Origin of the sequence: Streptococcus sp. HMSC072C09 (assembly GCF_001813105.1) — a bacterium.
Taxonomy (GTDB): Bacteria; Bacillota; Bacilli; order Lactobacillales; family Streptococcaceae; genus Streptococcus.
Genome location: NZ_KV811501.1, coordinates 338,578 through 363,077, shown reverse-complemented (window position 1 = coordinate 363,077; position 24,500 = coordinate 338,578). Strand labels below are relative to the sequence as shown.

Sequence of the window (24,500 nt, the reverse complement as noted above, 5' to 3'; positions counted from 1 at the left end):
AAGAATCACTTAACTTATTTTACTTAAAAATTAGTTCCTATTCGTTTAGGATTGACAAAATAAGCCAATTTTTTCTTTTTTTTGAAAAAGTGTTCTCCTCAAAAATTCTGATAGTTTACGAATCGTTTACGGTTGCTGGAATCGCTTGCAAAATAGGCTTGTAAAAGAGTATACTAAATAAGGAAAAACATTTTTAAAAAGGAGTTTAGGATGAAGAAGCACTATTTTCGATCAGCTGTAGCAGCCTTGCTTCCGCTTTTGTTGATTGCTCAACCTGTTGAGGCTTGTACAGGGTTCATCATCGGGAAGAAATTGACTGCCGACGGTTCGACCTTGGTAGGGCGTACCGAAGATTTAGAGCCCAACCATAATAAAAATTTTGTGGTTAGAGAGCGTGTCTACAATAAAAAAGGAGCCATCTTTGAAGATGCTGCCAACGGTTTTCAATATCCCTTGCCTGAGATTAGCTATAAGTATACAGCGGTCCCAGATGTCACCCCTGATCAGGGAATTTTTGACGAAGCAGGATTCAACGAATATGGGGTTTCCATTTCTGCCACTGTATCTGCTTCAGCAAATGACAAGATCCAAAAGGTGGATCCCTATGTCAAGGATGGCCTCGCAGAATCGGGCTTGACCAGTATCGTTCTCCCAAGTGTGAAAACCGCAAGAGAAGGGGTTGAACTCATTGCTAAAATCGTCGAAGAAAAAGGCGCTGCAGAAGGAAATATTGTGACCATTGCCGATAAAGAAGGCGTCTGGTATATGGAAATCCTATCTGGTCACCAATATGCAGCGATTCTCTTCCCAGAGGATCGGTTTGCGGTCTTTCCAAATACCTTCTTCTTAGGGCATGTCGATCTATCGGATACCGAACGCACGATCGCCTCAAAAGATCTTGAAAAAGTCGCCAAAGAAGCCAATAGCTATAAGGAAGTGGACGGAAAATTCCACGTTTCTCAATCCTATAATCCTCCTTTGCAAGAAGCAGATCGCTCTCGGGTTTGGTCGGGAATCAAATCGCTAGACCCAAGCTCTCCTGTTAAATATGACGATGCGTCCTTTGACCTTCTTCATACAACCGATCGAAAATTAACCCTCCGCGATGCCATGAATCTCCAACGCAATCGTTTGGAAGGAACCAAATATAAACCACAGGATCAAATGGAGCTGGATGGAAAAGGCATTCCGAAAAAAGGGGAGTTTGATGAAGTTTATAAATACCCTATTTCCAATCCAAATGTCATGGAGGCCCATATTTTCCAACTGAAAGACGATGTCCCAGCGAGTGCAGGTGGAGGCACCATGTGGCTGTCGATGGGTAGTCCACGAAATGCTCCATACCTACCCTACTATGGCAATATTCTCAACACCTATCAAGCCTACCAAGAATTAGGGGATCATTACAATGATCGCTCTTGGTATTGGACTATTTCAAGAATCAATGACCTTGTGGCCAAATATCCAGATTTATTCGAAGATGGGGCGATTCGTACTGAAATGGAACGATTGGAGTCTCAGTGGATGGTCGAACAAGATCTGAGTGATAAGGAACAAATTGCCCTTGCTTCTCAGCCTGAAGAAGCGAGTGAGAAGTCAACAGAGGAAAGCTTGGCAAGAGCTGAGAAAACCTTCGAACGCTTGCAAGAAATCAGAAAAGAAGCAGAACAAAAGGTAGCAGATGAACACGGAAAAAGTGCCCTGCAGGATCTAGATGACGAAGAAGATGCTACTTATGAAGAGAAGATTGATCTCGTTGATTTTGACTATGATTACATTTTAGCAGCAGGCTTGTTCGGGGCAACCCTTCTAGCGATTGTGATCTACCTGATTCGCTCAAAGAAACAAAAGGGAGGAAAACAAGATGACTAAAATTCAAAGAGCCTCAATCTATCTTTTTCTACTGTTTGCAGGAATTGGCTTGGAGTTTGAACTCGGTCATCTTTCTCAACAAGAATTTAGCCAGTCTGCCGGCAGAGATTTGGTCTTAAACTTGTCTGTCTTAGCTGCTATTATTATTCCGCTCTATCTCTTTTCAAAACGATTGGCCAAGCAGTTGACTGTCCCAACTTATGTCTTATGGATTGCCATGTTTGGAGGAGCCTTCGTAGCAGGCTGGTTGAGCTTTTCAGGCAATAGCTTAATTGATATTATGAATAGCCATGTGATCAAGGATGCCACTGTCTTTAACAAGTGGACCGATGCCTTGACAGCCCCATTTTCAGAGGAATTCTTTAAGGCTCTGGTTGCCTTTTGGGTTGTCTTGATGGTTGGCAAGAAAGATCTAAAAGCGATTCTAATTGCAGGCTTGGGATCTGGCTTTGGTTTTCAAATCATTGAGGATTTAGGGTACGTTGCCCGCCAAACGAAAACCAGCCAATTAGCCGCGGTTACTGAGGCCATTAACCGGATCTCTGGTGGATTAGCTTCACATGCCCTCTATACAGCTGTTGTATCCGTTGGTATCTTCCTCTTGTTGTCTCAAGTGACCCAGCAAAAGGAAAAACTCTTTGGGCTCTGGTGTGTTCTCTCGACAGTAGCCAATCACTTCTTATGGAACTCTCCGTTTTATGAAACAGACCATCGGATTAATTTTCTCGTCGGACTGCTCTTTGCCGTCCAAGTAGGAACCTTTATCGAAGTGGTGCTCTATACCAAGAAACATCCCGAGTTGCCATTTTTAAAACAATAAGAAAATTTTTTCAAACACAAAAGAACTAAGACGTGGGTCTTAGTTCTTTCATTTTCTCAATTCTTGTAAGAGTGTTTGTACCTTTTCTAAGTTAAAGGGTTTATTTTCAAGGAGTTGGCTGACCAATCGGGGAACTTCCTCTTCCTTAGCTCCTGCTAGAAGGGCTAGGGAGCGTGCTTGGAGTTTCATATGTCCTGCTTGAATTCCTGTGGTGACAAGGGCTTTGAGGGCCGCGAAATTCTGCGCCAAACCGAGCGAAGCGATGATACCCGCTAATTCAATAGCAGAAGGCTCTCCTAGAAAACGGTGGCTGACTTGAACCGTTGGGTTGAGGCCAATCGAGCCTCCTTTTGTCGCAACCGGCATTGGTAGGGTGATCTCTCCATAGAGTTTTTTCTCTTTCGGCTGACTTGTCCAGTGACTCAAGCCCTTGTAAGAACCACTTTGTGCAGCATAGGCATGGGCTCCTGCTTCGATGGCCCGCCAGTCATTACCTGTCGCAAGGACCAGAGCATCAATCCCGTTAAAAATTCCCTTGTTATGAGTGGCTGCTCGGTAAGGATCCACTTGAGCCAGTTGGCTGGCTAACTCCATCCGGTGGGCAATCTCAATGGCTTCCTCAGGATTTCGACTCAGTGCTTTAAAATCGATGGCACATCGTGCACTCACCAAAGAGCGAGTGGCCAAGTTGGATAAAATTGCCATCAAGGCCTGACCACCAGAGAGTTCCTGGATTCGATCGGTCAGAGCTTCCAGCATTGTGTTGAGCATATTGGCCCCCATGGCTTCTTTGGGATCGACGGCCAAGTAAACAATAAGAAAGTCTCCCTTGTTTTCGACCCAAAGATCTCTCGCTCCACCTCCACGCTTAACGATAGAAGGATAGGCTTTATTAGCCAGCTGAAGAAGGGTTTCCTTGTCTTCTAGGATGCGCTTGCTAGCAACTTCTACGTCTTCAACATCCGTCAGAGCAATCTCGCCAATCATTTGGCGCTGGTGCACCTGGGTGGTGAAGCCGCCTGAACGTTGGATGAGCTTGGCCGCAAAGCTGGCAGCCGCGACCACGGATGGTTCTTCTGTGACCATGGGAAGGACATAATCACGACCATTGATCAGGAAATAAGGAGCGAGGCTAAAAGGCAAGTCAAAAGTCGACAAGACATTTTCCGTCAATTGATCTGCAATAGAAAGGGGGAGTCCCTTTTGTTCTTTTAAGATCTGTGCTTCATCCCAAGTTAAGAGGCCTTCCTTCAGTAAGGCCTCTATGCGTTCTGTGGGAGAAAGTTTTGCAAAACCTGGTAATCGTGCCATTATTTTTCTACTTTCTGGTAAGTGCGTTGGTGTTCCTTGATCTCTGTCAACGCAAAAGTTTGATGCGTAGCAGGCTCAAACACTTGATTGCCACTAGGATCTAGATCTACTTCCTCATAAAAGAGTCGTTCGTAGTCAGCAACACTAAGAACCGTACGTTGGTCCAGTTTTTCCATGCGTTTGTGATCTAAGAGTTGCTCAAAACCAGGAACGAGATTGGCACTAAAGATCTCAGAAACCGCTCCACTTCCATAGCTAAAGAGGGCGATTCGGTCCCCAGCTTTGAGTTGGGGTTGATTTTCCAGTAGTGACAGCAAGCCTAGGAAAAGAGATCCAGTGTAGATATTTCCCACGCGTTGGCTGTATAGAATCGATTGATCAAAGTTGTATTGTAATTGATCTTTTTTCTCTTCTGACACTGACTTATCCAGGATTTTTTTCAAGCCCTTGAGAGCTAATTTCGGATAAGGCAAGTGGAAACAGATAGCCGCAAAGTCTGTCAAGGCAAGGCCAGTCCGTTTCTGGTATTCCGCCCAGGTTGTTTTCAGAGAATCTAGATATTGTTGCGTTGAATAAATCCCATTCACGAAGGGAGTTGTCGCGTAATTTGGACGCCAAAAATCCATGACATCGCGTGTTTGGGCAACATTATCATCGTTAAAAGATAGAATACGAGGATTTTGGCTGATTAGCATGGCAACCGCTCCAGCCCCCTGTGTTGGTTCACCAGGAGTCCCAATTCCGTATTTAGCAATGTCACTGGCAATAACCAAAACCTTACTCTGTGGGAATTTTTCAACATGGAGTTTAGCATAATCCAAGGCAGCAGTTGCAGCATAGCAGGCTTCTTTCATCTCAAAAGAACGAGCGAAAGGTTGGATGTCTAGTAAGCCATGGACGAACACAGCAGCAGCCTTACTCTGGTCAATTCCAGATTCTGTCGCAAGAATCACCATGTCGATTGCTTCTTTATCTTCGTCTGTTAAAATATCATCTGCTGCAGTAGCAGCCAATGTGACGATGTCTTCTGTGATCGGTGCAACACTTTGTTCTTTTAAGAGAAGACCCTTGCTCAGTTTTTCGGGATCAGTATCACGAGCAGTAGCCAAATCTTCTAAACGCAAGACATAAGGGCTCGTCGCAAAACCAATCTTATCAATCCCAATTGTCATTCTTAACCTCTTTTTTATTTGATATCTACTAGTATATTTCGTTACTATTTTACCATATTTAAGGGTAAAACTCCCTTGAAAAAGCTAGATCAGCAAGGAAATCATTCTCGGGACCGATTTTGCAATGTTTCAAAGAAAAATAGAGAATCTATAAGAAAAAGCCATCCTCAGATGGCTTTTCAACTCTTATCCTTGCTTATCTTTTTTAGGATTACTCATGATTCGTATGAAGAGTTCTTTGCATTTGTCTCTTAGAACTTTTTCGTAGAAGACGATTAAAGCGATGTACACAATCGTAAAGTTCAAGGTCAGATAGAACAAGTCAAATGAATTGCGGGCATAATCAGTTGCTAATAGATAGGAGGAGAGGGTTCCTAGGATCATCCAAGGAAGATACTTGATATACTTGTTTAGCATCATACAGCACCTCACATACTTTAAAGGATTTGTTATTTCACTATCATTGTACTCCTTTTAAACAAAAATACAAGCGATTACATAGATAAGTTTTGAAAAACCAATGCTAGTTGGCATTGGTCATTTTTCTTTTTTGATGGCGTTGATAAGAATGGTAGAGTTTCAAAACGACAGATCCACTAGCCATCCCGATGGAGATCACCAAGGCAAGAATAACCACCAGTGTCACGCTGGTTACTGCCTGGCGATATTGCCCACTGACAAAGAAGGAAGTGGTTCGATAGGAAATATATCCAGGAACCAATGGGGCTAGAATGGACAACATAAAGACCACGACAGGCGTCTTGAGAATAATACTTAAAATCTGACTGATACAGGAGCCGACAATGGCGGCGATAAAGGTTGCAACGATGACATTGGTAGGCCCTTTCAGGATATAGTAAAGTAGCCAGATGCCCATACCGAGGATTCCTCCAGGAATCAACATGGAGCGCTGCACATTTAGGACAATTAAAAAGGTGATGATGGCAATCAAACTGGCCACCGCTTGGATTAAAAATTCAGTTAGGTTCATGATTTTATTTCATAAGGACGAGGGCAACGGTTGTACCGGCACCAAGTGCAAGAGTAATGAGAAGAGTCTCAAAGAGTTTGCTCATCCCAGAGTTGAGGTGGTAATTCATCAGATCGCGGACGGCATTGGTCATAGCGATTCCAGGAACGAAGGGCATGACACAGCCTGCGATAATGAGATCGGTATTGGAAGGAAAACCACTATAGCGCGTCCAGATATGGGCCAAAAAACCAAAGACAAAGGCGGCCGCAAAGGCAGTGGCAAAAGAAATGCGAACGTATTTCTCAACGACAAGAGAAAAAGCAAAGGCAAAGACAGTCGCAATACCTGCTCCAATCGCATCATAGAAATTTCCTCCAAACATGATGGAGAAGAAAGGAGCACTGAGGGTTGCCGCAATGGTCAACTGGAGATTGGTATAAGGAACGCGCTTCATTTTCAACTCGCTCAGGGCCTGGTAGGCTTGCTCGAGATCGATCTCTCCAGAGACGAGTTGACGAGAGATCTGATTGACATCACAGACCTTTTCGATATTGTAATTGGTCCGCAAGATCCGTTTCATGCGCGTGACATTGGCATTCTCAATTGAAAAGAAAATAGCGACTGGCATCGCTAAAACATTGCAATCGACGATTCCCTGTGAATGGGCGATCCGGATCATGGTATCTTCGACCCGGTGAATCTCAGAACCGCTCTCTATCAGGAGGGTTCCAGCTAACATCAGGACGTCGATCACTTGGTTGATCTGTTTTGACTCTTCCATAATTTCCTTCTTACTAAATAATCTGTTTCTATTATAGCAAAAAAGGACGAGAGACAGAACTAAAATTTGACAATTCTAGTTTGTTTCTTATCCTTTCTGAATTCGTTTAGAATAGCTATTGTTTAGGCTTATCATTCGTTAACTCGGGTGGTGGTGCTGCACGGTGCTATCCTGGACGAGAAGGGTTGCTAAAAAGATCAGTGCAATCAGGATAAAGAGCCAAATAATAGCGAAAATAAATGTTAAAAACATAGGATCACCCCTTCTATCTTATTTACAGCTCTACTATAACACTCGGAGAAAGCGCTGTCAAACCCTATATAGTAAGCTCTTAAACTCTTTCAAAATTCAGAATACTCTTGCGATGGGGATGAAAAAAACCAGCCGTTTCCGACTGGTTTTTTAAGATCTATTTGAATCTTAGTTCAAGGCATCATCCATTGAAAGAACTTCGTGGAAGACACGTTGTGTCAATTCAGTTTTTTGTTCTGGAGTGAGGTATTTAGTGTTTACACAGTATCCAGAGATACGTACGATTACGTCTTCACCTGACATGATCTTTTCGTAAACATCGTTCAAGTCCATAACGTTCAAGTTAACGTGTTGTCCACCGTTTTCGAAGTATCCATCAAGGATGGTTACCAAGTTATCAACTTGTTCGTCACGAGTTTTACCAAGAGCACGTGGTGAAACTTGAGTAGTGAGTGAGATACCATCAGCTGCATAACCAAAGTCAAGGCTAGCAAGTGAGTTCAAGTTTTGCAGCCATCCACCTTTAGCTTTGTTAGATGGGTTAGCACCTGGTGAGAAGAATTCCAATTTAGACAAGTTCACAGAACCATCTTCGTTGAGGTATACCCCTTTGTGGACTGGTGAGTTACCAGTTTGTTTAGAGTAAGCAACGTTAGAAGTGATGGTAAGAAGTGAAACAGTTGCTTCAGCGTTCTTGTAAAGTTTGTGGCTGCGAAGACGAGTAGTGTAAGCTTCGATCAACCATTCTGCCAATTCGTTAGAACGTGGGTCATCTTCACCCCAACGTGGGTATTCACCGATTGTTTCGTAGTCGTAGATGTAGCCATCTTCGTCACGGATTGGTTTAACAGTAGCGTATTTGATTGCTGACAATGTATCAACAGTATTGGCAAATCCACAGATACCGAATCCCATGTTAGCGCGTTGGTGAGTTGGCAAGAAGGCCATTTGAACAGCTTCGTAGTTGTACTTATCAGTCATGTAGTGGATGATGTTCAAAGCATCTACGTAAGTGTCTGTCAACCAGTCAAGAGATTTTTCGAAGTTTGCTTTAACAGATTCGAATTCAAGAACTTCGTCACGGATTGGATCGATATCAAATACTTTGTAGTCTTTATGAACATCGTCGTAACCACCGTTCAAACCAGTAAGAAGAGCTTTAAGCACGTTAACACGAGCACCGAAGTATTGGATGTTGTGGCGTTGTTCTTCGTTTTCTGGGTCAAGTGGAGATACACAACATGAGATACAGCTCATTTCACCGTATCCGTCTTTCGCCATTGTTGTTACACCTTCGTATTGGATAGAAGAGTGTTTGTGGCTCATGTGCATACAGTAGCGACGGAAGCTATATGGCAATTTGTCAGTCCAAAGAACTGTCAAGTTTGGTTCTGGAGAGTTACCGATGTTGTCCAAAGTGTTCAAGAAACGGTAGTCCATCTTAGTAACACGGTGACGTCCGTCGTTACCCATACCAGCCATAGAAGTTGTGATGAAGGTTGGGTCACCTGAGTACAATTGGTCGTAAGCTTTTGTACGAGCAAATTTAACAGTACGCAATTTCATAACGAAATCGTCAACGAATTCTTGGATTTCTGATTCAGTAAATGTACCACGAGCCAAGTCACGTTCAGCGTAGATATCCAAAACGATTGGCACACGTCCAAGAGAAGTAGCAGCACCGTTGATCACACGGCAGACAGCCATGAAGGCGATGTTTGTCCATTGGATCGCTTCTTTTGTATCGAAGGCAGGACGACGTACGTCTACACCATAAAGGTCACCCAATTTAACAACTTCTTGAAGTGCTTGGTATTGAAGGTTTACTTCTTCACGAAGACGGATTGATTCTTCATCGATTTCAGTAATAGAGTTCCAGTCGTTTGCTTTTTCAGCCATCAAGTAGTCAGCACCATAAAGAGCCAAACGAGCATAAACCCCGATGATACGTCCACGAGAGTAAGCATCTGGAAGACCAGTTACAGTGTGAGCGTGACGAGCACGACGGATGTTAGAAGTGTAAGCGCGGAAGATACCGTCGTTTACAGTTGTAACGTATTTTGTGAAGATTTCATGAACTGCAGGATCTGGTTCGTATCCATTTTCTTTCAAAGTAGTTTCCGCCATACGGATACCACCACGAGGCATGAAGTTCAATTTGAACAATTCATCATTTTGGATACCGAAGATGACTTCGTTTTCTTTGTCGATATATCCAGCTGCGATATCAGCGATAGATGTTGGACGGTTATCGTATGGGAAACGAGTTTCTTCATAATGAGCTTTTGTTTCTTCAACAATTTTTTTGATGTGAAGAGAACGTTCAGTTGGACCAGCTAGGAAGCTTTCATCTCCATCATATGGTGTGTAGTTAGCTTGAACGAAGCGAGAAACGCTTGCTTTTTCTTTCCAATCTTCACCTTTGAAGCCTTCCCAGGCTTTGTCAAAAATATCTTGTGCTTCAACGACTGTTTTAACAACCATTTTTATTTTCCTCTATTGTCTTTCTAGCAACTATATCTGTTGCACTTACAATAGTAGTATACCATACAGAAATCGGTTACACAAAGGCGAATTGCGAAAAACAACAGATTCTTTTGTAATACAGTTTCAAATCCTCTGTGATACTGTACTATATTTTTGAAAACAAACACAGTTTTTCATCAATTTTCATGTTTTCTGGGGAGTCGATTTTTGCAATTCTGAAATTTTCTTCCTATAATAGAAAGAAAGGAGGGTGAAAAATGCTGATATTTCCATTAGTGAATGATACCAGTCGCAAGATTATTCATATTGATATGGATGCATTTTTTGCTGCCGTCGAAGAAAGAGACAACCCTAGTTTGAAGGGCAAGCCTGTCGTGATTGGCCAGGACCCTCGTCAGTCAGGAGGGAGAGGTGTGGTCTCGACTTGTAACTATGAAGCAAGGAAATATGGCATTCATTCAGCTATGAGCTCTAAAGAAGCGCTGGACCTTTGTCCTCAAGCCATTTTTATCTCTGGAAATTATGAGAAATACCGAGAAGTAGGTGAGCAGGTCCGTGAGATTTTCAAGCGTTATACAGATCTCATCGAGCCGATGAGTATTGATGAAGCCTATCTAGATGTGACGGAAAATAAAATCCAGAGCAAATCAGCTGTCAAAATCGCCCGCTTGATTCAGCATGCTATCTGGGAAGAGCTGCATCTCACAGCTTCAGCGGGTGTTTCTTATAATAAATTTTTGGCCAAGATGGCAAGTGACTACCAAAAACCCCGTGGCCTAACGGTGGTTTTACCGGAGGACGCTAAGGATTTCCTGAGCCAAATGGACATTGCCAAATTTCATGGAGTAGGAAAGAAGACAGTAGAGAGACTACATGAGATGGGTGTCTATACTGGCGCGGATCTTTTAGCCATCCCGGAGATGACTTTGATTGATCGGTTTGGGCGATTTGGCTATGATCTCTTTCGAAAGGCGCGAGGGATTCATAATAGCCCTGTCAAGAGCCATCGTATCCGCAAGTCGATCGGAAAAGAGCGGACCTATCGCAAGCTCCTCTATGCTGAAGATGATATTTTAGAAGAAATTGCCAATCTGTCCAGTAAGGTAGCCCAATCGCTGGAAAAACACGGCAAGCAAGGAAAAACTTTGGTCTTAAAAGTGCGCTATGGAGACTTTACCACCCTGACCAAGCGTATCACCTTGACGGAGCCAACGCGAGATGCTGAGCGCATCAATCGTTCAGCGCGTCACATTTTTCAAGAAATCGAATCGATAAATACAGGAATCCGCCTCTTGGGTGTCACCATGACCAACTTTGTTGATCATACTGAACTACCTCTGGTAGAGGAAGAAAAAGACAACTAGTCTGTTCACTAGTCGTCTTTTTTGATATCAAAGAAGGCTGCAATCTCTTCTTCTGTTAGTCCGATCATAGGCGAGATGGTGTGGAGATTGTCTTCTGTTAGTCGATAGATAGTAGGCTTAGACGTCTCTGCTTTCGTTTCAACAGTTTCTTCCTTGCTTCGTGCAGATTCGACTGTAGCAGAAGCCGTTGCAAGGGATGAAGAATAGTCTGTGGTTGCTTCGCCTCCGTCCAGGTCCTTGAAACGTTCAACCAAATAGGTCTTGCGCGCTGTACCTGTATTTTTAGTAGCGAAATCAAAGGCGCTGTATTCTCCTAAGAGAATCAGCTTGCTCTTTGAGCGCGTGATGGCGGTATAGATCAAATTACGCTGCAACATCCGGTGGCTTTGATTGGTAATGGGTAAAATCACCACAGGAAATTCGCTTCCTTGCGATTTGTGAATACTCATCGCATAGGCTAAGCGAATCTTGTACCATTCATTGCGCGGGTAGACGATTTCATTGCCATCAAATTGGATAGTCAATTCATCTTGCTTCGATTCTGTATATTTTCCGGGGAGAAGATCGGTAATGTAGCCAATATCTCCATTAAAGACATTGCTTTCTGCATCATTGACCAGATGGATAACCTTGTCTCCATCGCGGTATTGGCAGTCTGGCGTGTCAAAGACGACCTGATCTTTGATAGCTGGATTGAGAAGGTCTTGCATGAGTGTATTGATGTTGTCAATGCCAGCCTGGCCCTTGTACATAGGTGCCAAGACTTGGATATCTCGAGCCGGGATCTGACTGCGAAGGGCAGCTGAGGTGATCTGTTCGATCATCTTAGGGATGTGTTCGCTTCCGGCTTCGAAATAAGAGCGGTCGGCTTTTCGTTCTGTGAAATCTTGAGGAAGCTTGCCCTGGCGAATGTCTCCTGCAAGTGAGACAATGGTCGAATCTTCACTCTGACGGAAAATATGTTCGAGTTTGGTCTGAGGGATGCTTGGGATCTGCAAGAGATCAGCCAAGACCTGACCAGGGCTGACGGAAGGTAATTGGTCGGCATCTCCCACAATCAAGAGTTTGGTATCTGTTGCGATGTTGCTGAGTAATTGATTAGCCAGCCAGGTATCAACCATGGAAAATTCGTCCACAATGATGAAGTCTGCATCCAGATAGTCCTCTAAGTGGCTGGTGTCATCATCTCCTGTCATCCCCAAATGGCGGTGGATGGTGGCGCTCGGAAGTCCTGTCAGCTCATTCATGCGTCTAGCTGCCCGTCCTGTTGGGGCAGCCAAGAGGATCGGCAGGTCTTGTTTCTTCCGAAGATCCAGCTGGTGGAGTTGGGCATAGACACTGATCATCCCATTGATAACGGTAGTCTTTCCTGTCCCAGGACCCCCTGTGAGGATAAAGACCTTGTTTTGGATCGCTTGGTGAATCGCTTCTTTTTGAATCGCATCGTAGCGAATTCCCAGATCTTTTTCAACCGCCTCAATCGCCTGGTTGATTTTCTCAGGGTCAAATGAAGTCGACTTTCCTTTTTCCAATAATCGACCGATATGACTGCGAATCCCTTCCTCCGCAAAGAAGAGGCTGTTGTCAAAGATCTTGGTGTCCACGTTTTGGACCTTGTCTTCCTCGATGAGGCGTCCTAATTCTTGGGCGACAGTGGAAGGATCCAATTCTACTGGACGAGCGGATTCTAGAAGGTCAATGGTATAGCGCAGGAGGTCCTTGGCTTCGATAAAGGTATTTCCAGTCTCGATAGAGTAGCTAAAAAGGCTGTGGATCAGGCCCGCGCGGAAACGCTCAGGGGCGTCACTTGCAATCCCCAATTCTTCGGCTAGTTGGTCCGCGATTTTAAAGCCCATGCCTTGGATATCTTCCACCAATCGGTAGGGCTGTTGCTCCACGATCTGGAGGGTTTCTTCCTTGTAGAAATCCTGGATCTGAAAGGCCAATTTATTGGGAATGCCATAGTTGGCTAGTTGGGCGAGAATGCGCTCCGTTCCGTAATTCTGACGGAGTTTTTCCACAAAAGCCAGGCGGTTTTTCTTGGAGAGACCTGTGATTCCTTCTAATTTTTCAGGGGCCTCCAAAATTTTGTCAATGGTATCGTCCCCATAGAGGTCCACGATTTTTTGGGCTGTTTTGAGACCAATTCCTTTAAAGTGATCGCTGGAAAAATATTTCACCAAGCCCTTGCTAGAGGGTTTGGCACGTTCATAGCGACTGATTTTGAGCTGCTCTCCGTATTTAGGATGATGGACCAGCTCACCCCAGAAGGTGTAGTCTTCGCCTTCCATGATATCTGCCATGGTTCCTGTCACAATAATCTCAAAATCATCAAAATCTTCGGCATCGGTATCGCTGATGTCGAGCAAGAGGATTCGAAAAAAACTGCTAGGATTTTCAAAAATAATGCGCTCAATAGTACCAGAAAAATAATATTCCATCATTTCTTTCCTTTTTTATAAAGCGAGGCTGGGACATACTTGTCTCAGCCTCAGTCTGTTAATCTATACTAATAAGTTTTGAAAGGGTAGATCGGCCATAGTCTAAAGACGGCTTGTCCTTTGATTTGTTCTTTCTTGAAAGCTCCGACTTGACGGCTATCTTTTGAAACGATCCGGTCATCTCCAAGTAGGAGGTATTCATCGTCGAGCAACTTCAAGGTAAATTTAGGATTGCCATCCTTGTCTACTGTAAAAGCTTGGGCTGTATTGGCCAATTGGCGGAAGAGTTCTCCATTTTCTTCGAACCCTTTTCCAGTGTATGTTGATTGCAATTTATCTTTTTTGAAACGAGCGATGTAGTCTTTCAAATAGGGCTCATTGGTCTTTTTCCCATTGATGTAGAGGGTATCGTTGTCGTACTGAATGGTATCTCCAGGAAGACCGATGACCCGCTTGACGATGTCCTTGGTTTTGCCGTCGTCGTCTTTTTCACTAGCAACGACAATGTCGAAACGATCAATTGAGAGGTGGTTGACCACAAGGAGGTACTCGCTATCAGCCAGGGTCGGATCCATCGAATGGCCGTCCACCTTGACCGGAGCCCAGAGGTAGATGCGAGAGGCGATGATGAGACCAACGATGATGCTGAAGAGGCCCCATTCTTTAAGGAATCTCACCACTGGTGAGCTAGATGACTGTTTTGAACTTCTTTTTGACATAACTTATCTTTCTAGTAATTTCTTTGCTTTTTCTGTGTTTTTAAAATGGAGTTTGGCACAATAATCCAGAGCCTTCATCCCGTAGGTCTGAAGCAATTTAGCAGCGACTTGGTCTGACTTCGCTCCTGCTCCACTAGGGAGATTAAAGCCCAGTTCCTTGCCCAGATCTTCCAGATTTTGAAGGAAGAGATTGCGGGCGATGATGGAACTAACTGCAACCGCTAAATACTTACCTTCTGCTTTTTCTTCCAACTCAATGTCTTGAGTGACCTGATTTTTTTCAGCTTTCACGTATTTTTGGTAGTTTTTAGCCGTCGTAAAGGCATCGATCACAATTCGCTCTGCTTGGACTCCTTTATTTAATAGAAGATAGATAGCCTGGTTGTGCAGGGCCACTTTGACCGAAACCGCATTGTAGCCAGAAGCAATGACTTCATTGTACTTCTTTGGAGACAATAAGAGTGCTTGGTGCTGGATGTTTTCCTCAAGGAGAGGAGCCAATTGCTGAATTTTTCGATCATCCAAGGTTTTTGAATCCCCCACACCGAGCTTTTTGAGCCAGTCGTGCTGGTCAGGTGTGACAAAGGATGCAACGACGGTGAGTCCACCAAAATAAGAGCCGTTTCCGACCTCGTCGGTTCCGATCATGGCTAAATCTTGTCCTGCAGATGAAGTAGTAGAACCTTTAGGGTTTCCAGCATCTTGCCCGAAAAAGGCCAAGTAAGGAGTAAGGTCATTGCCCTGAAGCAAGACTTTTCCAGACTTGTAGATCGAAACGGTCGCTCCCTCTAGTCGAAAGAAATAATCCATATGAGGGTTCTTGCTTTGAGAGAGAGAGTTGCGATAGGTATGGACAAAATCAAGGATTTGCTCCTGTGTTGGAGTGAGTGTCATACTTTCCATAACCACTATTGTACCACAAATTCAAGGAGAGAGGGAGCAAAAAGAAAGAAAGAATCCACTGGAAAATCCCTGTGAAGAGGGGCTTTGCTACTGACAAAGCTAGCCTTTTTTGGTATAATACCGTGAGGTGATTTTTATGGCGAGCTTAAATAGATATAAATTTACATTTGGAAACAAAGCGCTCACTTTAACAACCAACCATGATAATTTGTTTATGGAAGAAGTCGAACGTGTTGCGAAAGAAAAATACCAAGCAATTAAGGAACAAATGCCAGAGGCAGATGATGAAACCATCGCGATCTTATTGGCAGTAAACAGTTTGTCCATGCAACTGAATCGCGAGATTGAGTTTGATGACAAAGAAAAAGAATTAGATGATTTTCGTCGCAAGGCTTTAGACGACTTAAAGGATAAATCATCCAAATAAGAGGAGATACATGTTAACTTTCTTAATCTTATTGATTTTGGCATGGAGCTTTTATATTGGCTATGCAAGAGGGATTATCCTCCAGTCCTATTACTTTCTAGTGACCTTAGTGGCCCTCTTGATTGCAGGTGGCAGCTACAAGGGACTGGCCAAGGTGTTGTCTCTATGGGTGCCTTTTTCGAGTCCCACCCAGCAATCGGTGAATTATTTTTATGCCAACCGCTACCTATTTCAATTAGATGACATCTTTTATGCAGGTTTAGCTTATGTGTTGATTTTTGCGATGATCTACCTGATTGGTCGTGTGATCGGGATCTTTATGCACTTGGTACCCCAGCCAGAAAAACTGGAGGATCGCAAGTATCAAATTGGAGCGGGGGTGATCGCCGTCGTGATAACTCTTTTGGTCATTCAAATGGGCTTGACTGTCCTCTCAACGGTTCCCATGGCTTCCATCCAAAATAGACTCAATGCAAGTGGATTGATCCGCTTTATCATCCTTCATACCCCGATCAGTTCCAGTCTGTTCCACAACTTGTGGGTGACTGCGATTATCGGAGCTTAAGGAGCAAAAATGAAGAAAGGAGTGAGACAAGTCCGATTCAAGGAAGGACGCTCACTTTTTTTGTAGGAGAAATATGAATAAAAAAATCTTAGATATTCTGGAGTTTGACAAGGTCAAGCAACTCTTTGAACCCTATCTACAGACAGAACAAGGGGAGATGGAGCTAGCAGCCCTTACTCCAACTGATAAAAAAGAAAGCATCGAAACGGCCTTTATGGAGCTAGAAGATATGGAGCAGATCCTCTTGGAAGAGCCTCGTTTTGCCGTGTCGACCATTCAAGATGTTCGTCCAGTGGCCAAGCGTTTGGAGATGGAGGCATCCCTCAATATTGATGAATTACTAGCGCTAAAAGCTGTCCTTCGGGTGACACATGAGCTCAAGGATTTCTACGACAACTTGGAAAATGTCCGTCTGGAAAGCCTCAATCGCCTCTTTGACAATTTGGTGGATCTTCCTCGCCTACAAGGTGGGCTTCAAGCTATCAACGAAGGAGGTTTTGTCGAGTCTTTTGCCAGTGAAAAATTGGCCAAAATCCGTCGCCGAATCCAGGAAAATGAACACCAGGTTAGAGAGATTCTACAAGACCTGCTGAAAAGCAAGGCCGATATGTTAGCGGATGCTGTGATTGCTAGTCGGAATGGCCGCAATGTTCTACCCGTAAAAAATACCTATCGCAACCGGATTGCAGGGGTGGTCCACGATATCTCAGCCAGCGGGAATACCGTTTATATCGAGCCCCGGTCAGTCGTCAATCTTAATGAAGAAATCGCCAACCATCGAGCCGATGAACGGTATGAAATCATTCAGATTCTGGAGGAATTGTCTGACACCCTGCGCCCTCACGCAGCAGAGATTGCAAATAACGCTTGGATTATCGGTCACTTAGACTTGATCAAGGCCAAGTATCGGTTTATGCGCGATTGTAAGGCAGTGGTACCAGAGGTTAGCAGCAATCGCTCTATTCAGCTCTTGCAACTACGTCATCCCTTGATTGAAAATGCTGTCGCGAATGACCTGCATTTTACCGAGGACCTGACAGAAATCGTGATTACCGGTCCCAATACAGGGGGGAAAACCATCATGCTAAAAACGCTGGGACTAGCGCAAATTATGGCCCAGTCTGGTCTTCCCATCCTAGCGGATCCAGGTAGTCGTGTGGGCATCTTCTCACAAGTCTTTGCAGATATTGGAGATGAACAATCGATCGAGCAGAGCTTGTCGACCTTCTCCAGCCATATGACCAATATCGTATCTATCTTGAATCAAGTGGATACCGCCTCCTTGATCCTTCTGGATGAGTTGGGGGCTGGAACCGATCCTCAAGAGGGGGCTGGCCTTGCTATTGCTATCCTAGAAGACCTGCGTTTACGTGGGATTAAGACCATGGCGACGACCCACTATCCAGAGCTCAAGGCCTACGGGATTGAGACTGCTGGGGTGCAAAATGCTAGTATGGAATTTGATACAGCGAGTCTGCGTCCGACCTATCGCTTCATGCAAGGAGTTCCTGGACGCTCCAATGCCTTTGAAATTGCCCGCCGTTTGGGCTTGTCTGAGACCATTATCCAGGATGCCATGAAGATGACCAATACGGATAATGATGTCAATCAGATTATTGAAAAACTGGAGGCGCAGACCTTAGAAAGTCGCAAGCGCTTGGATACCATTCAAGAAGTGGAGCAAGAAAATCTCAAATTCAATCGCGCTCTTCGAAAACTCTATAATGAACTGACTCGGGAGAGGGAAACAGAGCTAAATAAGGCAAGAGAAGAAGCCAAGGAAATTGTGGACATGGCACTTTCAGAGAGTGACCGCATCCTTCAAGGTCTTCATGCTAAATCCCAGTTGAAACCACATGAGATCATTGAGGCCAAGGCTCAGTTGAAAAAACTAGCTCCTGAGACCGTCGATCTTTCTAAAAATAAGGTCTTGAAAAAAGCCAAGAAGGCGCGTGCTCCTAAGGTAGGAGATGAGATCCTGGTTATCAGCTATGGCCAACGTGGAACCCTAGTCAAGCAACTCAAAGATGGACGCTGGGAGGCGCAAGTCGGCTTGATCAAGATGACCTTGGAAGAAAAAGAATTCAACCTTATCAAGGTTGAAAAAGAGGCGGCTCAACCTAAGAAACGCCAGGTGAATGTCGTCAAGCGCTCAAACACGAGCGGTCCGAGAGCGCGTCTGGACCTCCGTGGGAAACGCTATGAAGAGGCCATGCAAGAGCTAGATGGTTTTATCGATCAGGCCCTGCTCAACAACATGGCCCAAGTCGATATCATCCACGGGATCGGGACAGGGGTCATCCGTGAAGGGGTGACCAAATACCTCCGCCGCAACAAGCACGTCAAGAGTTTTGAATATGCCCCACAAAATGCAGGTGGAAGCGGCGCAACCATTGTCACGTTTAAAGGCTAAGTTAAGCCCTAGCTTTTCATTAGCTAGGGTTTAGAACGTAGACTAAATTTTTAAAAAGAAAAATAAGTTAAGAAATTCTGCAAAAAAATATAAATCTGTCCCATTTTTAAAATGAATAAAGAAAATACCGAAACTTTCCGCCGTGAGAAAAGTGAGAGTGGGACAGAAATCGGTAATTCGTTAAAATTCGATTTCGTCGTCCCACCTCCGCAAAGTTAAGTAGGGCTGTAAAAGCTGATGAAATCAGCGTAGTAGAGCCCACTCAACCACTGCGTCTTGCTCGACAATCCAAAAACAATTAAGAGGCTAGGACTTTTGTCCCAGTCTCACTCGGAATTATTGAGACCTTAGGCTCAATAATTAGTCATGGAACTTCTTCGAAGTTCGCTGACGTCCGTGCTCACCTAAGGAAAGTTTCTAAGATAACTTTTTCTTCAATCTAAATCCTAGCTGTTTATCAGCTAGGTTTTTTTAAATTTTACATAATGAACCGGATTAAAAGAAATTGAAAACGATCCGTTTTCAAATCGGATTTTCAGTAGGTCCTTCCTTTTAAAAGTGCTATAATAGAGGCAATGAATGATTTGGGAGGATACGCATGCGTAAACGTGAAAGTGCAGATTCGTGTACAACGATTTTAGTCGGAAAAAATGCTAGCTATGATGGTTCGACCATTGTAGCACGAACAGAGGATTCTCAAAATGGCGTTTTTACGCCCAAGAAATTGATCGTGGTCAAACCGGAAGATCAACCGCGTCATTACAAGTCGGTTTTATCAACTTTTGAAATCGAATTACCAGATAATCCAGTTCGCTATACAGCGGTTCCAGATGCCATTCCTAAAGACGGGATCTGGGGAGAAGCTGGGATCAATGTCTATAATGTAGCCATGAGTGAGACAGAGACCATTACGACCAATAGCCGTGTGCTAGGGGCAGATCCTCTTGTAGAGAGTGGCATCGGTGAGGAAGACATGCTGACCTTGGTCTTGCCTTATGTCAAGACAGCCCGCGAAGGGGTCTTGCGTCTCGGGAAGATCTTAGAAGAGTATGGAACTTATGAGTCTAATGGGATTGCGATTTCAGATGTGAATGAAATCTGGTGGTTGGAAACCATCGGAGGTCACCACTGGATGGCGCGCCGTGTCCCTGATGATGCCTATGTGACCAACCCGAACCAGCTGGGAAGTGATTATTTTGAATTTGGCAATCCAGATGAGTTTCTTTGTGACCCGGATCTTGAACGTTTTGTCACAGAGCACCATTTGATTCTGGATCAAGAAGGGAAAGGCTTTAATCCACGCTATGCCTTTGGTAGCCAAAAAGACAAGGACCGTCACTACAATACACCGCGGGCTTGGGCCATCCAGCGTTTCCTCAATCCTGAAATCGAGCAGGATCCACGGAGCTTCGAGATCCCTTGGTGTCAAAAACCTTATCGCAAGGTGACGATTGAAGATGTCAAATATGTCTTGAGCAACCACTACCAAGACACTATCTACGATCCTTATGGCCCTGAAGGAGATCACGTGAGTCAGCGGACCTTCCGGACGATCGGGATCAACCGGACCAGCCAGACAGCGATTTTACAATTGCGTCCCAATAAACCACAAGAAACGACAGGTATCCAATGGATTTCTTATGGCTCCATGCCTTACAATACAGCCGTTCCTTTCTTTACCCAAGTGGATACAACGCCAGACTACTTTGCCAATACGACGGCTAAGGTGACAACGGATTCCTTTTACTGGGCCAACCGGATTATTGCCGGACTAGCAGATCCTCACTATGCTCACCATGTTGGGGATCTAGATGACTACCAAGAATCGACAATGGCCTGGGGACATGCGCGCATCAATAAAGTCGATCGTGCACTTGCAGCAGGTGACACTGTTGATTTTGAGGCGGAAAACCAAGCCATGAGTGATCAAATCCAGGAAGCGACAGATCAACTCTTGGACAAGATTTTGCTCGATGCTAGCAACCTCATGACCAATCACTTCTCCTTGAGTGACTAAAAACCGTGTATTTTCAGGTAGTTTACAAGACATTTTCAGAAACGATTGACAAACTTTTGAAAATCGATTAAAATAGAGAAAATTACATACGACCGAATGAAGTTTGCAGAAGCGTGAGTGACTGTGAATGGACGGAACTCTGGAGAGACCAGAAATGGCACCGAAGGGGCAAGGTAGAGGATGCATCTACTCAAACTCTCAGGTAAAAGGACAGAGCGAAAGATAGGGGAAGTTCCCTATTTTAAGCAGGACCAGAGTACATGTTTGACATGTGCTCTTTCTTTTTCTCTTTTCTGTCGAGCGGTCGATGAAAAAGGAGACAGAAAATGGATCATGTATTGCAGTTTTTTCAGCAGGTCGATAATTTAGTGTGGGGCGCCCCCTTATTGGTGCTATTGGTAGGAACAGGGATCTACCTGACCCTTCGCTTGGGTTTGCTTCAGATACGCTATCTTCCAAAAGCTTTTCGCTTGATCTTTACAGAAGATGAGGGACACGGGGATATCTCAAGCTTCGGAGCCCTTGCGACAGCTCTAGCGGCTACTGTAGGGACGGGGAATATTGTAGGGGTGGCTACAGCGATTCAGACAGGTGGCCCAGGTGCCCTCTTTTGGATGTGGATGGCAGCCTTCTTTGGAATGGCGACCAAGTATGCTGAAGGGCTCTTAGCCATTCGTTATCGGACCAAGGATGACAACGGTCATATCTCGGGTGGTCCGATGTACTACATCCTTCACGGAATGGGAGAGAAGTGGCGACCACTGGCTATTTTCTTTGCGGTTGCAGGTGTTTTGGTGGCCCTCTTTGGGATCGGAACCATGACCCAGGTTAATTCCATTACGGGATCCCTTCAAGCTAGTTTTGGAACGGCTCCAGAAGTAGCTAGTGTAGTGATTGCGCTAGTGGTTTCAACCATCATCTTTGGTGGGATTCACTGGATTTCCAAAGTCTCTGAAAAAGTGGTTCCTTTTATGGCTGCTGCCTATATCTTTGCGACTGTCACGATCATTGCCTTGCATCTGGACCAATTGCTTCCAGCCTTAAAAGCAGTCTTTTCAGGTGCTTTTACAGGGACTGCAGCCATGGGAGGTTTTGCAGGAGCAACGGTCAAAATGGCTATCCAAAAAGGGGTGGCGCGTGGAGTTTTCTCTAATGAATCGGGTCTCGGATCTGCACCCATTGCAGCCGCCGCAGCGAAGAGCAATGAGCCCGTCGAGCAGGGCTTGATCTCGATGACAGGAACCTTTATTGATACCATTATCATCTGTAGTTTGACAGGACTTTCGCTCCTGGTTTCAGGTGAGTGGATGGCTAAGGGCAGCACTAGTACCCTGACTCAGGATACGTTTACAGGCGTCTTTGGCCCAGTCGGAGGTATCATTCTGACGCTATGCTTGGTGCTTTTTGCGACCACGACTATTCTTGGATGGTCTTATTACGGAGAGCGGTGTTTTGAATTCCTATTTGGTGTCAAACATATCAACCTCTATCGGACCTTCTTTGTTTTTATGGTTGGACTAGGAGGCTTCCTTAAGCTGGATCTGGTCTGGGTGATTGCGGATATTGTGAATGGGCTGATGGCTTTGCCCAACCTGATCGCCCTTTTAGCTCTCTCCCCTGTCATCATCAAAGAAAGCAAACAATACTTTAAGAAATAAGAAAACCCAGATCGCAAGGTCTGGGTTTTCTTGTCTATTTGAGATAGGATCATTTAATAGCGTTTTTCTTTTGGCCAGCTACTCATTTCGGCGATGGCGGTGAAGAGCACATCTGTCGAAGAGTTGAGGGCTGTTTCGCAAGAGTCTTGGATGACCCCGATGATAAAGCCGACGCTGACGACTTGCATGGCCAAATCATTGGTGATACCAAAAAGGCTACAAGCAACAGGGATGAGAAGGAGAGATCCTCCCGCAACTCCAGATGCTCCACAAGCAGAGATAGCCGCTACAACACTTAGAATGAGCGCCGTTCCAAAGTCAACCTGAATGTGCAAGGTATTGGCAGCAGCTAGCGTCAAAATATTGATCGTCACGGCTGCGCCTGCCATGTTTACAGTTGAACCAAGTGGAATGGAGACAGAATAGGTGTCTGGATTCAGCCCCAATTCTTCACAGAGACGCATATTGACAGGGATGTTGGCTGCAGAGCTTCTGGTGAAGAAGGCTGTTACCCCACTGATACGGAGGCATTTAAAAACAAGGGGATAAGGGTTCTTGCGGATCATGAAAAAGACGATCAATGGATTGATGACCAGGGCTACAAAAGCCATGGTACCAACCAAAACAAGCAAGAGAATCCCGTAGTTGCTAAGGGCGCTGAGTCCTTGGCCAGCGATGGTCGTGAAGACCAAGCCTAAGATCCCAAATGGAGCTAGGTTGATAATCCACTCAACAATTTTTGAAGTGATGTCTGCTAGGGTTTGCAGGAGGTCTTTACTATGTTCACTCGCCTCTCTCATGGCAATCCCAAAGACAGTTGCCCAAGAAAGGATCCCAATGTAGTTGGCTTGCTGCAAGGCATTGACCGGGTTGTCGACGATCTTGAGCAAGAGGTTACTAATCACTTCGCCAATCCCGTTTGGAGAGGATCCTTCAGCGGCTTTTCCAGTCAGGGTAATGGTGATCGGGAAGATGTAATTGACCAAAACAGCGACGAAGGCAGCTGCAAAGGTTCCTAGGAGATAGAGGACGATGACCTTTTTCATATTGGTCTCTGTCCCTTTTTGGTGTTGGGAGAGGGCATTTGCGACGAGCGCAAAGACCAGAAGGGGTGCGATCGCACGGAGCCCTCCAACAAAGAACTCTCCTAAGAGTCCAATGCCAGTTGCTTTCGGGAAGAGAAGTGCTAGAATGACTCCAAGTACAATCCCGATTGCGATCCTTTTCATAAGGTTGGTTTTATTCCAAGTGGTAATCAGTCGATGAATCATGTAGGACCTCCTTAAAAAATAATTAAGGAATATTATACGATAGTGAGGGGGGAAAAGCAATGAAATTTTTAAAAAATAGCCTTATTTCCGAATATTTGATATAATCATACTATTCTTTGTTAGAAAGGCCCGAATAAATGAGTCAAGCTTTCCAACGTTATTTCAGTAAAATAGACTGGACGAAGATTTTTGATGATCTGATATCAAAATGTATCTCTCTGATTTTTATCTTTCTCTTATTTTTTATCGCTAAAAAGGTCATCCATAGCCTGGTCAAGCGGATATTAACCCCTTCCTTTAAGTATACGGTGCAGGATGAAGCCCGTAAAAATACGATTCTCCGTTTGGTTGAGAGCCTCTTAAACTATTGTTTGTATTTCATCTTGATCTACTGGATTTTGTCGATTCTGGGTCTTCCAGTCTCTAGTCTATTAGCTGGTGCTGGGATTGCTGGGGTGGCGATTGGGATGGGAGCCCAGGGCTTTCTTTCCGATTTGGTCAATGGTTTCTTCATCCTTTTAGAACGCCAGCTGGATGTGGGAGACAATGTTCGTCTCACGAATGGGTCTATTAATATTGCCGGCATCGTCAGCAGTGTCGGGATTCGGACGACCCAGGTGCGGGACTTTGATGGAACTCTCCACTTTGTCCCGAATCGCAACATCACCGTCGTCAGCAATCTCTCACGTGGCGATATGCGCGTGCTAATCGATATTCCGCTAGATGCAAATACAGATCTCGACAAGATCTATCAGGTGATTGCTCAGGTCAATCAGTCTGAACAAGACAAACACCCAGAAGTGTTGACAGGTCCTACGATATTAGGCCCACAGATTGAAAAAAATGGTCGTTATTCCTTCCGCATCGTGATGACTGCGCAAAATGGCACCCAGACGACGGTCTATCATACCTACTATAAACTCTACCATGATGCCTTGATGGAAGCAGGGATTAACCTACCGACAGGAAAGAACGGGATCATGTAATAAGAAAAGCTCAGAAATTAGAATGTAGACAAGATCCTCTTAGAAACTTTCCTTAGGTGAGAACGGAC

Annotated in this window: 19 protein-coding genes and 1 riboswitch; of the genes, 9 read left to right on the top strand and 10 right to left on the bottom strand. The window is 44.6% G+C overall.

Translation table 11 applies throughout. From position 1 onward, the window contains the following. The first annotated feature begins 210 nt into the window (after positions 1-210). Both HMPREF2893_RS07390 and HMPREF2893_RS07385 read left to right on the top strand, forming a co-directional pair. Positions 211-1,872 (top strand): C69 family dipeptidase, encoded by a 1,662-nt coding sequence (locus HMPREF2893_RS07390; protein ID WP_070675409.1) that lies wholly within the window; start codon positions 211-213, stop codon positions 1,870-1,872. Further along, the gene (locus HMPREF2893_RS07385) at positions 1,865-2,692 is read left to right on the top strand and encodes a PrsW family glutamic-type intramembrane protease (protein WP_070675407.1); all 828 of its coding nucleotides are present in this window, start codon (positions 1,865-1,867) and stop codon (positions 2,690-2,692) included. Before HMPREF2893_RS07390 ends, HMPREF2893_RS07385 begins: the two co-directional genes overlap by 8 nt. A 48-nt stretch (positions 2,693-2,740) precedes the next feature. Here HMPREF2893_RS07385 and HMPREF2893_RS07380 read toward each other — a convergent pair whose 3' ends face one another. The 6 genes from HMPREF2893_RS07380 to pflB form a co-directional block, all read right to left on the bottom strand. Beyond that, a complete protein-coding gene (locus HMPREF2893_RS07380; protein ID WP_070675399.1) occupies positions 2,741-4,003 on the bottom strand; it encodes a hydroxymethylglutaryl-CoA reductase, degradative in 1,263 nt (420 codons plus the stop codon). Continuing rightward, complete coding sequence (locus tag HMPREF2893_RS07375) at positions 4,003-5,175, bottom strand: hydroxymethylglutaryl-CoA synthase (protein WP_070675396.1); 1,173 nt, start codon at positions 5,173-5,175, stop codon at positions 4,003-4,005. Before HMPREF2893_RS07375 ends, HMPREF2893_RS07380 begins: the two co-directional genes overlap by 1 nt. 186 nt (positions 5,176-5,361) lie before the next feature. Next, positions 5,362-5,592, bottom strand: a complete 231-nt coding sequence (locus HMPREF2893_RS07370; RefSeq protein ID WP_070675393.1) for a hypothetical protein — start codon at positions 5,590-5,592, stop codon at positions 5,362-5,364. Positions 5,593-5,698: 106 nt separating this feature from the next. Next, positions 5,699-6,166 (bottom strand): threonine/serine exporter family protein, encoded by a 468-nt coding sequence (locus tag HMPREF2893_RS07365; RefSeq protein ID WP_003005049.1) that lies wholly within the window; start codon positions 6,164-6,166, stop codon positions 5,699-5,701. A gap of 4 nt (positions 6,167-6,170) precedes the next feature. Then, positions 6,171-6,929 carry a threonine/serine exporter family protein gene (locus HMPREF2893_RS07360; protein ID WP_070675391.1) on the bottom strand — a complete coding sequence of 253 codons (759 nt, stop codon included), beginning with the start codon at positions 6,927-6,929 and terminating at the stop codon, positions 6,171-6,173. A 420-nt stretch (positions 6,930-7,349) separates the two neighbouring features. Beyond that, positions 7,350-9,665: a formate C-acetyltransferase gene (gene pflB / locus HMPREF2893_RS07355; protein ID WP_031575567.1), complete on the bottom strand. Its 2,316-nt coding sequence runs from the start codon at positions 9,663-9,665 to the stop codon at positions 7,350-7,352. 260 nt (positions 9,666-9,925) lie between these two features. On the opposite strand from pflB, the gene dinB reads away from it, so the two are divergent. Continuing rightward, positions 9,926-11,032: a DNA polymerase IV gene (dinB, locus tag HMPREF2893_RS07350; RefSeq protein WP_031575564.1), complete on the top strand. Its 1,107-nt coding sequence runs from the start codon at positions 9,926-9,928 to the stop codon at positions 11,030-11,032. Positions 11,033-11,040: 8 nt separating this feature from the next. On the opposite strand, the gene HMPREF2893_RS07345 is transcribed toward dinB, so the two are convergent. The 3 genes from HMPREF2893_RS07345 to rnhC all read right to left on the bottom strand — a co-directional run bounded on the left by HMPREF2893_RS07345 (position 11,041) and on the right by rnhC (position 15,095). Beyond that, positions 11,041-13,473, bottom strand: a complete 2,433-nt coding sequence (locus HMPREF2893_RS07345) for an SF1B family DNA helicase RecD2 (protein ID WP_070675390.1) — start codon at positions 13,471-13,473, stop codon at positions 11,041-11,043. Between the two features lie 68 nt (positions 13,474-13,541). Next, the gene (lepB, locus tag HMPREF2893_RS07340; protein ID WP_070590042.1) at positions 13,542-14,192 is read right to left on the bottom strand and encodes a signal peptidase I; all 651 of its coding nucleotides are present in this window, start codon (positions 14,190-14,192) and stop codon (positions 13,542-13,544) included. Positions 14,193-14,195: 3 nt separating this feature from the next. Continuing rightward, positions 14,196-15,095 (bottom strand): ribonuclease HIII, encoded by a 900-nt coding sequence (rnhC, locus tag HMPREF2893_RS07335; RefSeq protein ID WP_070675388.1) that lies wholly within the window; start codon positions 15,093-15,095, stop codon positions 14,196-14,198. 136 nt (positions 15,096-15,231) lie between these two features. Here rnhC and HMPREF2893_RS07330 point away from each other — a divergent pair, with 136 nt between their 5' ends. The 5 genes from HMPREF2893_RS07330 (at position 15,232) to HMPREF2893_RS07310 (ending at position 22,175) form a co-directional block, all read left to right on the top strand. Continuing rightward, complete coding sequence (locus HMPREF2893_RS07330) at positions 15,232-15,522, top strand: hypothetical protein (RefSeq protein WP_003005477.1); 291 nt, start codon at positions 15,232-15,234, stop codon at positions 15,520-15,522. Positions 15,523-15,532: 10 nt separating this feature from the next. Continuing rightward, positions 15,533-16,087 carry a CvpA family protein gene (locus HMPREF2893_RS07325; protein ID WP_021153876.1) on the top strand — a complete coding sequence of 185 codons (555 nt, stop codon included), beginning with the start codon at positions 15,533-15,535 and terminating at the stop codon, positions 16,085-16,087. A gap of 73 nt (positions 16,088-16,160) precedes the next feature. Then, complete coding sequence (locus tag HMPREF2893_RS07320) at positions 16,161-18,500, top strand: endonuclease MutS2 (RefSeq protein WP_070675386.1); 2,340 nt, start codon at positions 16,161-16,163, stop codon at positions 18,498-18,500. 598 nt (positions 18,501-19,098) lie between these two features. Continuing rightward, the gene (locus HMPREF2893_RS07315) at positions 19,099-20,517 is read left to right on the top strand and encodes a C69 family dipeptidase (protein WP_070675384.1); all 1,419 of its coding nucleotides are present in this window, start codon (positions 19,099-19,101) and stop codon (positions 20,515-20,517) included. 129 nt (positions 20,518-20,646) lie between these two features. Beyond that, positions 20,647-20,741, top strand: a riboswitch (glycine riboswitch). Positions 20,742-20,843: 102 nt separating this feature from the next. Further along, positions 20,844-22,175, top strand: coding sequence for an alanine/glycine:cation symporter family protein (locus tag HMPREF2893_RS07310; RefSeq protein WP_070675382.1), 1,332 nt, complete (start codon positions 20,844-20,846; stop codon positions 22,173-22,175). Between the two features lie 53 nt (positions 22,176-22,228). Here the strand turns inward: HMPREF2893_RS07310 and sstT are convergent, their stop codons facing one another. Further along, positions 22,229-23,446 carry a serine/threonine transporter SstT gene (gene sstT, locus HMPREF2893_RS07305; RefSeq protein ID WP_070659436.1) on the bottom strand — a complete coding sequence of 406 codons (1,218 nt, stop codon included), beginning with the start codon at positions 23,444-23,446 and terminating at the stop codon, positions 22,229-22,231. Between the two features lie 137 nt (positions 23,447-23,583). Between sstT and HMPREF2893_RS07300 the strand changes: the two genes are divergently transcribed. Continuing rightward, complete coding sequence (locus tag HMPREF2893_RS07300; protein WP_070675380.1) at positions 23,584-24,432, top strand: mechanosensitive ion channel family protein; 849 nt, start codon at positions 23,584-23,586, stop codon at positions 24,430-24,432. Positions 24,433-24,500: the final 68 nt, after the last annotated feature.

What these genes read in the sequence shown, in the direction of transcription:
- rnhC (WP_070675388.1), bottom strand. Translation starts at nt 15,095, where the DNA reads ATGGAAAGTATGACACTCACTCCAACACAGGAGCAAATCCTTGATTTT.
- HMPREF2893_RS07365 (WP_003005049.1), bottom strand. Translation starts at nt 6,166, where the DNA reads ATGAACCTAACTGAATTTTTAATCCAAGCGGTGGCCAGTTTGATTGCC.
- HMPREF2893_RS07300 (WP_070675380.1), top strand. Translation starts at nt 23,584, where the DNA reads ATGAGTCAAGCTTTCCAACGTTATTTCAGTAAAATAGACTGGACGAAG.
- HMPREF2893_RS07385 (WP_070675407.1), top strand. Translation starts at nt 1,865, where the DNA reads ATGACTAAAATTCAAAGAGCCTCAATCTATCTTTTTCTACTGTTTGCA.
- HMPREF2893_RS07345 (WP_070675390.1), bottom strand. Translation starts at nt 13,473, where the DNA reads ATGGAATATTATTTTTCTGGTACTATTGAGCGCATTATTTTTGAAAAT.
- dinB (WP_031575564.1), top strand. Translation starts at nt 9,926, where the DNA reads ATGCTGATATTTCCATTAGTGAATGATACCAGTCGCAAGATTATTCAT.
- HMPREF2893_RS07315 (WP_070675384.1), top strand. Translation starts at nt 19,099, where the DNA reads ATGCGTAAACGTGAAAGTGCAGATTCGTGTACAACGATTTTAGTCGGA.
- HMPREF2893_RS07330 (WP_003005477.1), top strand. Translation starts at nt 15,232, where the DNA reads ATGGCGAGCTTAAATAGATATAAATTTACATTTGGAAACAAAGCGCTC.
- HMPREF2893_RS07375 (WP_070675396.1), bottom strand. Translation starts at nt 5,175, where the DNA reads ATGACAATTGGGATTGATAAGATTGGTTTTGCGACGAGCCCTTATGTC.
- HMPREF2893_RS07320 (WP_070675386.1), top strand. Translation starts at nt 16,161, where the DNA reads ATGAATAAAAAAATCTTAGATATTCTGGAGTTTGACAAGGTCAAGCAA.
- HMPREF2893_RS07380 (WP_070675399.1), bottom strand. Translation starts at nt 4,003, where the DNA reads ATGGCACGATTACCAGGTTTTGCAAAACTTTCTCCCACAGAACGCATA.
- HMPREF2893_RS07370 (WP_070675393.1), bottom strand. Translation starts at nt 5,592, where the DNA reads ATGCTAAACAAGTATATCAAGTATCTTCCTTGGATGATCCTAGGAACC.
- pflB (WP_031575567.1), bottom strand. Translation starts at nt 9,665, where the DNA reads ATGGTTGTTAAAACAGTCGTTGAAGCACAAGATATTTTTGACAAAGCC.
- HMPREF2893_RS07390 (WP_070675409.1), top strand. Translation starts at nt 211, where the DNA reads ATGAAGAAGCACTATTTTCGATCAGCTGTAGCAGCCTTGCTTCCGCTT.
- lepB (WP_070590042.1), bottom strand. Translation starts at nt 14,192, where the DNA reads ATGTCAAAAAGAAGTTCAAAACAGTCATCTAGCTCACCAGTGGTGAGA.
- HMPREF2893_RS07325 (WP_021153876.1), top strand. Translation starts at nt 15,533, where the DNA reads ATGTTAACTTTCTTAATCTTATTGATTTTGGCATGGAGCTTTTATATT.
- sstT (WP_070659436.1), bottom strand. Translation starts at nt 23,446, where the DNA reads ATGATTCATCGACTGATTACCACTTGGAATAAAACCAACCTTATGAAA.
- HMPREF2893_RS07310 (WP_070675382.1), top strand. Translation starts at nt 20,844, where the DNA reads ATGGATCATGTATTGCAGTTTTTTCAGCAGGTCGATAATTTAGTGTGG.
- HMPREF2893_RS07360 (WP_070675391.1), bottom strand. Translation starts at nt 6,929, where the DNA reads ATGGAAGAGTCAAAACAGATCAACCAAGTGATCGACGTCCTGATGTTA.